Genomic DNA, 13,242 nt, shown 5'->3' with positions numbered 1-13,242 from the left:
CAGCGCTTCACTGGATAAATCGCGCGCCGCCCGTGCGTTTGCCTGCTTCCCCCGTCCACTTCCTGTATCCGATTCCCGTCCGCCCGTACCGAGGGAGAGCACGAAGATGCCGCGTCCCGCTGCCCGGATTTCCGTCGGCGATCACTCCGTCACCTGGATCGGCGCCAATTTCTGGTCCCGTACCGGAGGCCCCCTGATGTGGCGTTCGTACGACGGCGAGGTGGTCGCGGAGGAGCTGCGGGTCCTGCGCGACCACGGGCTCAACATGACCCGGTCGTTCTTCTACTGGCCCGACTTCATGCCCGCGCCCGACCGGGTCGACGAGGAGCTGTGCGCGCGCTTCGCCGACTTCCTCGACCGGCACCACACCCTCGGCATGACCACCGTCCCCACCTTCCTGGTCGGCCATATGTCCGGCGAGAACTGGGACCCGTCCTGGCGCGGCGGGCGCGATCTGTACAGCGATGTGTGGATGGTGTCCCGGCAGGCGTGGTTCGCCAAGGAGATGGCGGGCCGCTTCAAGGGCCATCCGGCGGTCGCGGGCTGGCTGGTCTCCAACGAGATGCCGATCTACGGCCGCCGCGACGCCCCCCGTGAGGAGGTCGCCGCCTGGGCGCAGCTCGTCGTGGACGCGGTACGGGCCTCCGGCGCGCCGCAGCCGGTGTCCCTGGGGGACGGCGCCTGGGGGCTGGAGAACTCCGGCCATGACAACGGCTTCCGGCTGCGGGACTGCGCGGCCCTCACCGACTGGCTGGGCCCGCATGTCTACCGCATGGAGGACGACCCGGTCCGTCAGCACTACGCCGCCGCGTGGGTGTGCGAGCTGACGGGCAGCTTCCAACGCCCGGTGGTGCTGGAGGAGTTCGGCCTCACCTCCGACTTCGCCTCGGGCCCGCACGCCGCCCGCTACTACCGCCAGGCGCTGCACAACAGTCTGCTCGCCGGGGCGACCGGCTGGATCGCCTGGAACAACAGCGACTACGACACACTGATCGACCAGCCCCCGTACTCGCACCACGCGTTCGAGATGCACTTCGGGCTCACCGACAGCGCGGGCGTCCCCAAACCCCAGCTGCGCGAGATCCGGCGCTTCGCCGAGGTGCTGGAGCGGGTCGACTTCGCGCGTTGTGTCCGGCCGGACACCGGCACCGCGCTGGTGGTCTCCTCGTATCTGGACACGATCTACCCGTTCACCCGGGCCGAGGACCGTTCGTACGTGGAGCGCACCGGCCGCCAGTCCTGGATCGCCGCCCGTCTCGCGGACGCGCCCGCGACGGTCGTACGGGAGAGCGACGACATCTCCGAGGGCCACCGGCTCTATCTGCTGCCCTCCACCAAGCAGTTGCTGTCGGCGAGTTGGTACCGGCTGGAGGAGCTGGCGCGCGGCGGGGCCACGGTCTACGTCTCGTACTCCCCCGGCGCCCACGACGAGCAGCGCGGCCCCTGGTACGCGCATCTGGACCGGCTCTTCGGGGTGCGCCACCAGCTGGAGTACGGGCTCGTCAACCCCATCGAGGACGCGGAGGTCACACTCACCTTCACCCGCGCCTTCGGCACACTGGACGAGGGCGACACACTCCGTTTCCGTACGGCCGGTACGGACAGCAGCCGGGTCTTCCTCCCGGTCGAGGCGGACGGCGCCGAGGTCCTCGCCACCGACGCCCACGGCCGACCCGCGCTGCTGCTGCGCCGTACCGGAGCGGGCGGTGTCGTCCTGTGCACCTATCCGCTGGAGCACATGGCCTCCGTCACCCCCCGGGTCAACCCCGAGGACACCGTCCTGCTGTACGACGCCCTGGCCGCCCACGCGGGTGTGCGCCGCCCGGTCACGGTCGAGGACCGCCGGGTCGCGGTGGATCTGCTGGAGCACGACTCGGGCCGCCGCTATGTCTGGCTGGTCAGCCAGAGCGCCGAGGAACTCCTGGTCAAACCCACCGTCGGGACCGGGCTCGCGCTGACCACACTGGACGGCGCCCCCGCCGACGCGGTCGCACTGGAACCGTACGGGGTTCAGGTGTTGTGTCTGACGGTGGTCTGAGCCCGCGTCGAGCAGCGGAACCGCCCGCGGCAGGAGCACCACTCGGGACCGCGCGGACATCAATTCGCGTCCGCCCGGCCCCTGTTCACGCGTTCACGCTTTCCCCGTGGCTTCACCGCCGAAGGCGAAGGTCACCCCGGTGAGCTTCTCGCTCTCCTCCCAGAGTCGCCGCGCGACCCCGGCGTCCTTCGCCCGGCCGGATGTACGGGCCGGTACGGGCGGGCCGCTCGTCCCGAAGAGTCCCCCGGGCCCCCAGTAGGTGCCGCCCGCGGCGGCGGGGTCGGTCGCGGCGCGCAGGGTGGGCAGCGCGCCGTCCGCGGCCTTCATCCCGAACCGGGAGATGAAGGGCTCCAGCGCCTTCGCCGTCCGGATCAGTTCCGTCGTGGTGACCCCGGGATGGGCGATGGTCGCCCGCACCCCGGAACCGGCCGCCGTGAGCCGCCGCTGCAACTCCAGAATGAACAGCATGTTCGCCAGCTTGCTCTGCCCGTACGCCAGCCACGGCCGGTACGAACGGCGCTCCCAGTTGAGGTCGTCGATGCCGATCCAGCCGTAGTACTGCGCCAGGCTCGCCACCGAGACGACCCGCGCACCCTCCGTACGCTCCAGCAGCGGGAGCAGCCGTCCGGTGAGGGCGAAGTGGCCGAAGTGGTTCGTCCCCATCTGCAGCTCGAACCCCTGCCTGGTACGCGTCAGCGGCGGCACCATCACCCCCGCGTTGTTCACCAGGAGGTCCAGCCGCCCGTACTCCTCCCCGAACCGGTCGGCGAACGCGGCCACCGACTCCAGGTCCGACAGATCCAACGGTACGAACGCCACCTCGCCCCGCGCCCCCGCCGCCCGGATCCGCTCCGCCGCGGCCTCCCCCTTCTCCGGGTTCCGGCACGCCAGCACCGTCCGCGCCCCCTTGAGCGCCAGCATCCGCGCCGTGTCGAAACCGATGCCCGAATTGGCCCCGGTGACGATCGCGGTGCGACCGCTCTGATCGGGTATATCGCCGAACGTCCATTTCCCCATGGTTGACTCCTCCGCTGTCATGTCACGCCGTCTCGCCCAACGCGACCAACCTGACGTGGTAGATCAACTCTGTCAACCAACCCGGAACGAGACAGGGGTGGCGGGAAATTCCCGTCCAGGTTTCCACCGTCCAGGTTTCCACCTCCCAGGTTTCCACCGCCCCAGAAATTCCACCGCTCGGAAATTCCACCGCTCAGAAATTCCACTGCCAGTACAGCTCGGGCTGGTCCGGCCGGTCACACCTCACGAGACCCAGCCGAGGGTGTTTTCTTTCGTCTCTCTTCCAGCGAGGGAACGTCCGGTCGTGCTGATACAGACACTTGCTCCGATGCCCCGCGATTTTCCAGGCCGCACGCTTCCAGGTGCCATTGCGCCAGGGCATCCGGTGCCACTTCTGCTCGGCCCGCGCACCCCGACACTCCTGGATCTCGACACGGTCGCCCGCTGCGGCGAGGCAGTGTTCTCCGTCCAGCCGGTTCCTGATCGTCCCGTCCTTCCCGGCATCCCACCGCTGGGCGTCCGACCCGTCGCACCCGAAGATGCCGACCGCGCCCGCCCCCGAAGCGGAGCCCTCCACCCCGAGGCACTGCTCCGGATTCCTGTCGCCGAAGAACGTCGTTCTCCCGATGTCCCCCATGATCTCACCGGGGCCGGGAATCCGATATTTCTGGGGGTACTGTCGGAGAATCCATTGAGCATAGATCTCCGGGAGCTTCCCCTTGTAGAGGTGGGTGTCCTCGCAGACTCTCACGCGAGGGCACAGCCGCTGGGTGGCGTACCACCTGAAGATTCTTTCCTTATGGCCTTTCCCGGCCGGGGTCAGATTCTCCTCCAGCGGCGTCATGGTGTACCCGAGGTACGACTCCAGCGGGACTCCGGCCAGGTAGGCGGCCTTCCTGACGTACCGGGCCGTCATACCGTGATCGCTGTGGTCCACACGCCCGTGCTCCCCATAGGCGAAGGACGCGTTGTCATGGTCCAGGGTGAGAATCCTTTCCGCGCCCGCGATACCGACCAGCACGGTCAGCGTTTTCAGCAGCCGCTCCTCGTCGTATCCCCGGCCTCCCCGCAGCGGGGCGATCTCCTTCTCGTTCCCGTCGAAGAGCCTGAGCAGACTGCCCTTCCGCGAACCGTGCGGCATACCGTCACGGAGCCCCAGGAAGACGAGACGCACCTCCTGCCCCTTCTTCCGCCCGGGGAGCTTCCCGGAGAGCGTGAAGGACCGGATCCTGCGTTCCGCCGCATACACATCGTCGGAATTCCAGCGGTCCGCGACCCCGGCCATCTCGGCATACGCCCTGCGCACCCCGTTCTCTCTGTTCTCCACATAGTTCCGTGATTTACGCAGATCTCTCTCACCGGCGTCCCCGGCGGTGAAATACACCGTGCTGAGGGAGCACCCGGCCCGAATGGTGTCGTAGATCTCCGGGTTGACGAACAGGAGATCGTCATCCGGATGCGCCACCCCCACCAGAGTGCGCCGGCACACACTTTTCCCCGCCGCCCCCCGCCCCGTATGGTGCGAGGCGACGTCAGGCAACTCGGCAGAGGAGCCGACAGGCGACTCGGCGGGGGAACACGAAGAGCCGAGTACGGCACAGAGGACCAGCACCGAAACGATTGCCCGCACCCGGCGAAGCTGCCCCGTCCCACCTGCGCGCAAGCAGTGAATATCTCGCATATCCACTGCTTACACCGACACCGCCCCCACAGCCCTTCCTCACACGCGCCTACCCGCTCGAACCACTCCCGGCGCCCCCTGTCGCGCGCCGCGTGCGGGGCCGCACCCCGCCCCCGTGTCACCCATCGGGAAAAGCGCGCCGCCCACCTGAACGGCACGACGTACACAGGCGGTTACGACACCCGGGACGCAGACGGCCTCGCGGCGGGCCTGGGCGTTGGCGGGGACAGCAACTCCGCCAACGCCCTCCTGCCGACGGCCCGGACCGATGGTCACGTGGCCTGCCGAGCCGGCCGCGAACACGGCACAGGCCGGATCCGAAGATCTCGCCGAACGGATCAGCCGACCCAGCGGCACGTACGGACGTCGAAGACCCGCACCGCCTGGCTCTCCGGGGGAACGGTCGTGGTGCAGGACTGGCCGGCTCCCGCGCTGCAGTTGACGTCGCCGGCGAAGACGATCGTACGGATGGTGGCGCCCGCCTGGTCGCTGAAGCGGTTGTTGGCGGTGGCACAGACGCCGTTGGCGCTCGGGGAGGTGACGAACACCGCCCTCGCCTGCCCCTGCCCGACCCCGGTGGTCGTCCAGGTGGTAGCCGCCGACGCGTTGGGCGATGCGGCCAGGACGGTGGCCGCAGCGGCGAACGCCGTGCCTGCCGCGACGGCGAGTCGGGTGGCGCGTCGACGGGGGCGGTTGGTGCTTGTGGTGATCTGCGGTGTTGCCATGACAACTCCTGTGCGTGGGGGGGAGGAAGCGAGGCCCATTCCGATCAGGCCATCGCAAGATCATATTTAATCAAATCCCGATCGCACCTCGGGCAGTGCCACGGACCGCCCCTTTCCATGCGCTACTCGGCCGCATCCGAGGACCGTTCAAGGACAGCCCGAAGCCCTGGACCGGGTGGAGTCGAAACGGCTGGACGGAGCAGAGCCTCGGCAGGAGCATGAACACGAGGTGGTTCCCAGGGGGACAAGTGACTCGTGCGAGTGGGGGTATGTCCTCGCGCAGGGGAACCTGTCGGTCCGCAATTGGTACGGATGATTACCGTAGTTGCCCATGGACGTGTAGACGGGCGCGCTACGAGGCCAGGTGGCGGATTCCCGCCCGGCCCGGAGTCACCGTCGCGGCCTGGATCCCGGCGACCTCGACCGCGACGCCCCATGCCTCAAGGATCTTGGCCGTCTGCACGAGGGTGACCTGCGAAAACGGGAAGAGCGTGTCGGCGGTGAGGCCGGTTCCGTTCTTCAGCAGGATCGCGAAAGCAACCTTCGAAGGCCGGAAACCTTCCGGCAACTCCCTGCCAGGCCGGGCCGTAGCCACCTTCCGGGCGAATCCGTCCATGGCCTCCGGCGAGTGCAGCAGGGTCTGCACGGCGACCACGGCCTGAGCGAACAGATGGCTCAGCGCGCCGGATCCCTTGGCCCGCTTCACCATGACCAGGACGTCGTCCGGGCTCAGCAGGTCGCAGATCTCCACGCCGTTGCCCCGGTGCAGCACGGTCCGGACGTTGTCACGGTCGAAGCAGACGTACCCGGGTCGCAGGTCGGGCACGGACTCGTTGTAGTCACGCTCCTTGTCCCCGAGCACCCAGGCCGGAAGGTCGACCGAGGGCGTGCCGGTGATGAGCCGCTCCACCTGCGAACGGATCGTCTCCAGGTACGCCTCGCCGATCTCGTACCACTGCCCGTCCAGCAGGAAGAACCGGCGGGCACCGAGCCCCACCTCCGCCTCGATCCACCGCAGCACACTCGACGTCCAGACAACGTCGCCCTTCTCCGCACGGGTACGCGTGTAGAGGGTGACGGTGCCGTCCCGGAGCGCGGCGAAGCGCGTTCCCGCCCTCTGCACGCGGGCCCGGTCGAGGACGTACTCCAGGCTGAAGTCGTCGGTGAGGCGCGCCTCCAGACTGTGCACCTTGGTGGCGAACGCCTGGGCTGCGCCGTAGTCGTCCCAGTGATCGGGCGGGACGGCGACCGCGATACGTCCGTCCGGTACCTCGCCCAGCATGTCATCGAGCCGCTCCTCCAGCCGCGTGACGAGGTCGGCGTCCTTGACCGGGACGATGTGCTCGACGAACTCCAGTTCCGGAGCCGGGGCCTCGTCCCGAAGGACACGGGCGATGGCCCGGATGTCCGCGACCAGGTCCGCGGCGTCGATACCGAGGCGCATCCGCAGCCCGGTACCGCCCTCGACACTGGAGATCTTCGTACGGTCGTCCTGAGCGATCGTCAGCTGGATCCCGTCCAGCCGGCCGCCCAGCCTCCGCACGATCTGCGCGTGCTCCTGGACACCCAGGCTCCAGACCGGAGCGCCGCCGGGCACGAGGGTGATGTCGGTCCGGCCGCCGCCCGGCGTATGGGAGACCATGTCCCGGATCTGGGCGGGGTCCACCCTGCGGATCACGAAACGCAGCCCGAACCGCCGGTCCTTGACCCGGTCGGGCACCAAGCGGAAGCCCTGGTCGTAGCCGATGGCGTACACCTCGCCGTCGACCACGAGCATCAGCAGCCCGGCCGAGCGGTTCACCGGCCGCGACACCTCGCATCCGGTCGTGCGATGGATCTCGTCGCACCAGCTCGCGACCGGCTGCTCGAAGCTGCCGGTGACCAACAGCGCCGGAACGCCCAACCGCTCCTCCGGGAAGTGCAGTTCCGCGTCGCCGACTTCGAGCCGAGCCGGGTCGAGGACGTCGAACATCGCGTCGACCGTGGGGGCGACACCGGTGAGCCGGTACAGGGTGCGCTTGGACGTGCCGGAAGTGCTGGTGGCCATGGTGCCGCTCCATTCGAATCGATGTGTTGGGGGCAGGGGGGAACCCGGGAGACCTGGGGAAGCCGGGAGCCGAGTGAAAGCACAACCAGTAGAGCGGCAACTGAAAGCACTGTCAAACAGTTCACATCGATTGAGTGTCGGTATAGAGTGAAGCCGTCCCGTACGCCCGCCCCCGCGTCACCCGGCAGGAGCCCATGAAGCAGCAGGCCAGTGCCCTCGTGACCGCCGCCGACGTCTCCCGGCTGGCCGGGGTCACCCGCGCCACGGTGAGCAACTGGCGTCGTCGGCATCCGGACTTTCCGGCCCCTGCGGGAGGCACGGACACCAGCCCCACCTACGACCTCGACGCCGTACGCGCCTGGCTCTCCGCCCGTGGCCAACTCCCCGAGGACACAGCGGCGGACCGGCTTCGCACCGCGCTGCGCACCTACCCCGGCGGCGGCGAACCGGCCCTGCACCTGCTCCCTGTGGTGCTCGCGGCTGCCCGGCTGGACCGGAGAAAACGCGAAGCCCTTCCCGGACTGCGTGACGACGCGCTGCTGCGCTGGGTCCGGTCGGCTGCGGACGACGGAGCCCAGGACATCCCGGGAACCGAGGACGCCGCGTACGCCCCCGAGGCGGCCGGGCCGCTGAGGGTTTTGTTGCGGTGCGTCGTCACGGATGGCGCCGAGGCCGCGACGGATGTCCTGACCGAACGCCTGCTGGAGGACACGGGGGGCACCGGCACCTACCTCACGCCGCGCCCCTTGGCCGACCTCATGGCCAGGATCCTGACCGACAGCGCGGGCGCTCTCCCCGCGAGCGTTCTCGACCCCGCGTGCGGCACCGGATCGCTGCTCGGCGCTGCGGCATCCGTCGGTGCGACCGCACTGCACGGCCAGGACATCCTGACCGCCCAGGCCGCCCAGGCCGCCGTGCGGCTCCGGCTGAGCGCCCCCGAGGCGGCCATCACCGTACGTACGGGGGACAGTCTGCGCTCCGACGCCTTCAAGGGCCTCACCGCGGACGCCGTCCTGTGCAATCCCCCGTACGGAGTCCGTGACTGGGGGCACGACGATCTGGCCTACGACCAACGCTGGGCCTACGGCGTGCCGCCGAAGGGCGAGCCCGAACTCGCCTGGGTCCAGCACTCCCTGGCCCACCTCGCGCCGGGCGGCCGTGCCGTGCTCCTCATGCCGCCCGCCGTCGCGGAACGCACCGCCGGCCGGCGTATCCGGGCTCAGCTCGTACGTGACGGAGCCCTCCGCGCGGTCGTCTCCCTTCCCCAGGGCGCGGCCACCCCGCTCCATATCGGCCTGCACCTGTGGGTGCTCGAACGGCCCGGTCCACAGGCCGAAGCCCCTGGGACGGTCCTGCTCGTCGACGCCTCCGCCGAGGCCCGAGAACTCGACTGGGACGCCCTCAACGACACCGTGCTCTCGTCGTGGCAGCCCTACCTCGCCGACCGGGACGGCTTCACGGGAACCCCGGGCATCGCCGCCGCCGTCCCGATCACCGACCTCCTCGACGAGGCCGTGGACCTGACCCCGGCCCGCCACGTCCGGGCTGCTTCCCGGCAAGCACTGCGCCCCGCCCTGCTGGCCCGGCAGGCATCGGAGCTGTACGACCAGCTCCGTCGAGGGGCGGCAGACCTGGTCGGCCTCAGCAGCGACGGCGACTGGCCGCCGGCCGACGACCGGCCCCGCGACTGGCGCACCGCGACGGTCGCGGACCTTCTGCGCGGCGGCGCTCTCAGTCTGCTCCACACCGCGCCCCCGGGCCGCCGGACCCGTAGCGGCCAACCGCTGCCTCGGCCCGAGGCGGAAGCAGGCGCACGGCCGACCCTCACGGCTGCCGATGTCTTCGAGGACCGGCCCGCCTCCGGAACGGAAGCGGATCTTCCCACCGGCGGCGCCCTCCCCTTGGTCCAGGCAGGTGACGTGCTTCTCACAGAAATCCTCCGCGTGGGACGCACGGCGGTGGCCCAGGTCGTCGAGCCGGACCAGTCGGGCTGCCGCCTCGGACCCCATCTGCTGCTGTTCCGCCCGGACCGGCGTCGGCTCGACCCGTGGTTCCTCGCCGGGTTCCTCGCAGCGGAGCAGAACGTCAACGCCGCGGCCACCGGCACATCCCTCGTCCGGGTGGACCCGCGACGACTTCGCGTCCCCTTGCTCCCCCTGGCCGAGCAGCAGCGCTACGGCACCGCTTTCCGCCGCCTGTACGAACTGCGCACCGCCGCCCGTCGTACCGACCGGGCCGCCGAGGAGCTCACACGTCTCCTCGGCACCGGCCTCACCGGCGGCGCGCTGTTGCCGGACGGTCACGGACCGGTGTGAAAGGCGCGGCCCGGCACCGCGAACGACCAGACTTGACGTCTCCGCCCCCGCTGGGACGGCGAACACCGGAAGGACCCTGTTGAACAGCAGTAAGCACACGGAACTGGCGAACCACGCGTGGTCGGTCGCGGACCTCCTGCGCGGCGACTACAAGCAGTCCGACTACGGCAAGGTGATCCTGCCGTTCACCGTGCTCCGGCGCCTGGAGTGTGTCCTCGCCCCGACCAAGGACAGGGTCCTGGAGGTCGCCGCCCGTTACCAGGACCAGGACATCAACCCCGACCGCTTCCTGCGCAAGGCGTCCGGCCACAGCTTCTACAACACCAGCGCCTACACGCTGAAGGCCATCGCGGGCGACGCCTCGCACGCGGCGAAGTATCTCAACGAGTACTACGGTGCCTTCTCCCCCAACGCGCGGGAAGTCCTGGAGCGGTACGACTTCGCCCAGCAGATCAAGCGGCTGGACGCGGCGGACCTGCTGTACCAGGTGGTCGGACGGTTCGCCGACCTCGACCTTCGGCCGGTGAAGAGGGACGAAGACGGCAATGTCGTGCTCGACGAGCACGGCAAGCCGATCGAGATCGTCACGAACCACCAAATGGGCTATACCTTCGAGGAGTTGATCCGGCGTTTCGCCGAGCAGTCCAACGAGACGGCCGGTGAGCACTTCACGCCCCGGGAAGTCATCCGGCTGATGGTCAACCTGCTCGTCGCGCCGGACAGTGACGCGCTGGCTCTGCCGGGCACCGTCCGTACGGTCATGGACCCGGCCTGCGGCACCGGCGGCATGCTCAGCGCGGCCGAGGAGCACATCACGGCTCTCAACCCGGACGCCACGGTCAAGGTCTTCGGCCAGGAACTGAACCCCGAGTCCTGGGCCATCTGCCGGTCGGACATGATGATCAAGGGCCAGGACCCGGAGAACATCAAGTACGGCAACTCCTTCAGCGACGACGGCCACACCGCCGCCACCTTCGACTACCTGCTGGCCAACCCGCCGTTCGGCGTGGAGTGGAAGAAGGTCAAGGACGCGGTCGAGGACGAACACGAACGCCTCGGTGGGAGCGGGCGGTTCGGGGCCGGCCTGCCGCGCATCAACGACGGCTCGCTGCTCTTCCTCCAGCACATGATCTCGAAGATGAAGCCGGTGGACGCGTCGGGGTCGGGCGGCAGCCGCATCGCGATCGTCTTCAACGGCTCCCCGCTGTTCACGGGGGCGGCGGAGTCGGGCGAGTCGAAGATCCGGCAGTGGATTCTGGAGAACGACTGGCTGGAAGGCATCGTCGCCCTCCCCGACCAGCTCTTCTACAACACCGGCATCTCCACGTACTTCTGGGTGCTCAGCAACCGCAAGGCCAGGGACCGGCGCGGCAAGGTCGTCCTGCTCGACGCGCGCGGCTACTGGCGCAAGATGCGGAAGTCGCTCGGCGACAAGCGCAAGGAACTGGGCAAGCAGCACATCTCCGAGATCACGCGGCTCTACGCGGATGCGCTGGCGGTCCTCGACGCGGCGGAGAAGGGCGGCGGGCACGACCTGGCCGACCGGGCCGGGAAGATCAAGGTCTTCCGCAACGAGGACTTCGGCTACCACCGGATCACCGTCGAACGGCCGCTGAAGCTCCGCTTCGAGGTGACGGACGAGACGCTGACGGCGATCACCGCGTCCAAGCCGATGGGAAGGGTCACGGACGTCGAGGCGTTCGTAGCGGCGCTGCGCCCGCTGGTCGGCAAGTCCTGGACGACGAAGTCCGACGCGTGGATCGACCTCAAGGACGCGGTCGTCGCGGCCGGCCTGCTGTGGCCGACAGGCGCGCCGTTCGGCAAGGCGCTACGGGAGGCGGTCGGCGTCCGCGACCCGGGGGGTGAGGTCCAGCGCATCAAGGGCGAGCCTGAGCCGGATCCGGAGCTGCGGGACTACGAGAACGTGCCGCTGGAGGAGGACGTGGAGGAGTACGTGCGGCGGGAGGTTCTGCCGCATGTTCCGGATGCGTGGATCGACCACGGCAAGACGAAGGTGGGGTACGAGATCCCGTTCACGCGGCATTTCTATGTGTACAAGCCGCCGCGGCCGTTGGCGGAGATCGACGCGGAGTTGAAGTCGCTGGAGGCCGAGATTCAGGCGCTGCTGGGCGAGGTGACGGAATGAGCACTGTGCGTCTGCGGCACCTAGCTGACATCAATCCATTGACACCAGCTTTCGATCACCTGGCGAACGATGAGGACCTCACCTTCCTCCCCATGGAAGCTGTATGGCCGGGAGAAAGACTAGATATCTCACGGCACCGGACCAAAGAATCCGTTGCCACTGGCTACACCCGATTCCAGGACGGTGACGTACTCGTACCGAAGATCACGCCCACATTTGAGGCCGGGCGGGCTGTTCTGGTTCACGGTCTCCGCCGAGGCGTGGGCGCAGGCAGTACTGAGCTTCACGTACTCCGCCCCGGACCGCTTATTGACCCGCGATTCCTTTTGTACGTAGTGAATACTTACCCCTTCCTCAAAAAGGGGGAAGCAGAGATGTACGGCGTCGCAGGCCAACAGCGCGTGCCGGACACGTTCCTACGTGACCTACCGGTAAATCTTCCTCCGCTGGAGGAACAGCGCCGAATCGCCGACTTCCTCGACACCGAGACTGCCCACTTTCAGGCCCTTACCTCCAAAAGAAACAGTCAGCTTGAGGGGTTGGCTGAACGCGAGTTGGCTCTCATCGTCGCCACGTTGGCGGGCGGCGGAAGGAAAGGAGAAGGGAAGCCAACCGGCTGGCCATGGCTACCAACGATCCCTGCCGATTGGTCGATTGGCCCCGTATACGCTTACTTTTCGACTGAACTTGGCAAGATGCTTAACGCAGACCGAGCGAGCGGTCCGGATCAGCGTCCGTACTTGCGGAACGCCAACGTGCATTGGTACACGATTGAAACCGATGACTTGGCAACCATGGATTTTTCGGCAAATGAAGTAAGTCGCTATTCAGTGAGGCAAGGGGACCTTTTGGTCTGCGAAGGCGGGGCAGGGGTTGCAGAAGCCGCTGTTTGGGACGGTAGGTTGCAAGAGTGTTATTTCCAAAAGTCTCTCCATCGAGTCCGCCGAGCCGGGCCGGTGCCAGTTGAGTGGCTAATGTATTGGCTGCGACTCGCCAAGGCGTGTGGGGTTTTCGAAGCCGAAGGAAACATTGCAACGATTCCTCATCTCACCGGAGAGCAATTGCGGCAATGTAGAATCCCAATCCCGATTGACGGCGACTCGCTCATCAAGAGGACAAGCGAGGAGATCGCGGTGTTGACATCAATCCGCACAAAGCTAAGGGAAGCACAGGCCGTCCTCGCCGAACGGCGCCAAGCCCTGATCACCGCCGCCGTCACCGGTCAGATCGACGTGTCCACCGCCAGCGGACGTGGGATCGAGGAATGATCGCG

The 13,242-nt window shown here is 68.1% G+C and carries 8 protein-coding genes; 4 read left to right on the top strand and 4 right to left on the bottom strand.

Annotated features, from left to right (window positions below):
• Positions 1 to 106: 106 nt before the first annotated feature.
• Positions 107 to 2,038: a cellulase family glycosylhydrolase gene (locus ACIP8W_RS13030; protein ID WP_402202953.1), complete on the top strand. Its 1,932-nt coding sequence runs from the start codon at positions 107 to 109 to the stop codon at positions 2,036 to 2,038.
• Between the two features lie 93 nt (positions 2,039 to 2,131).
• On the opposite strand, the gene ACIP8W_RS13025 is transcribed toward ACIP8W_RS13030, so the two are convergent.
• From ACIP8W_RS13025 to ACIP8W_RS13010, 4 genes are all read right to left on the bottom strand, one after another.
• Entirely contained in the window at positions 2,132 to 3,055 is a 924-nt protein-coding gene (locus tag ACIP8W_RS13025) for an oxidoreductase (protein WP_402202951.1), read from the bottom strand.
• Between the two features lie 193 nt (positions 3,056 to 3,248).
• A complete protein-coding gene (locus tag ACIP8W_RS13020) occupies positions 3,249 to 4,520 on the bottom strand; it encodes a ricin-type beta-trefoil lectin domain protein (protein WP_402202950.1) in 1,272 nt (423 codons plus the stop codon).
• 554 nt (positions 4,521 to 5,074) lie between these two features.
• Entirely contained in the window at positions 5,075 to 5,461 is a 387-nt protein-coding gene (locus ACIP8W_RS13015) for a hypothetical protein (RefSeq protein WP_401954449.1), read from the bottom strand.
• Positions 5,462 to 5,813: 352 nt separating this feature from the next.
• Positions 5,814 to 7,508 carry a TIGR04141 family sporadically distributed protein gene (locus ACIP8W_RS13010; RefSeq protein WP_402202948.1) on the bottom strand — a complete coding sequence of 565 codons (1,695 nt, stop codon included), beginning with the start codon at positions 7,506 to 7,508 and terminating at the stop codon, positions 5,814 to 5,816.
• 194 nt (positions 7,509 to 7,702) lie between these two features.
• Between ACIP8W_RS13010 and ACIP8W_RS13005 the strand changes: the two genes are divergently transcribed.
• The 3 genes from ACIP8W_RS13005 to ACIP8W_RS12995 all read left to right on the top strand — a co-directional run bounded on the left by ACIP8W_RS13005 (position 7,703) and on the right by ACIP8W_RS12995 (position 13,237).
• Entirely contained in the window at positions 7,703 to 9,823 is a 2,121-nt protein-coding gene (locus ACIP8W_RS13005; RefSeq protein WP_402202946.1) for an N-6 DNA methylase, read from the top strand.
• Positions 9,824 to 9,902: 79 nt separating this feature from the next.
• Positions 9,903 to 11,969: an N-6 DNA methylase gene (locus ACIP8W_RS13000; protein WP_402202944.1), complete on the top strand. Its 2,067-nt coding sequence runs from the start codon at positions 9,903 to 9,905 to the stop codon at positions 11,967 to 11,969.
• Positions 11,966 to 13,237, top strand: a complete 1,272-nt coding sequence (locus ACIP8W_RS12995; RefSeq protein WP_402202942.1) for a restriction endonuclease subunit S — start codon at positions 11,966 to 11,968, stop codon at positions 13,235 to 13,237. The genes ACIP8W_RS13000 and ACIP8W_RS12995 overlap by 4 nt, the downstream gene beginning before the upstream one ends.
• Positions 13,238 to 13,242 lie beyond the last annotated feature (5 nt).

Origin of the sequence: Streptomyces sp. NPDC088554 (assembly GCF_044752945.1) — a bacterium.
GTDB lineage: Bacteria > Actinomycetota > Actinomycetes > Streptomycetales > Streptomycetaceae > Streptomyces.
This window is presented reverse-complemented; position numbering and strand designations above follow the sequence as displayed.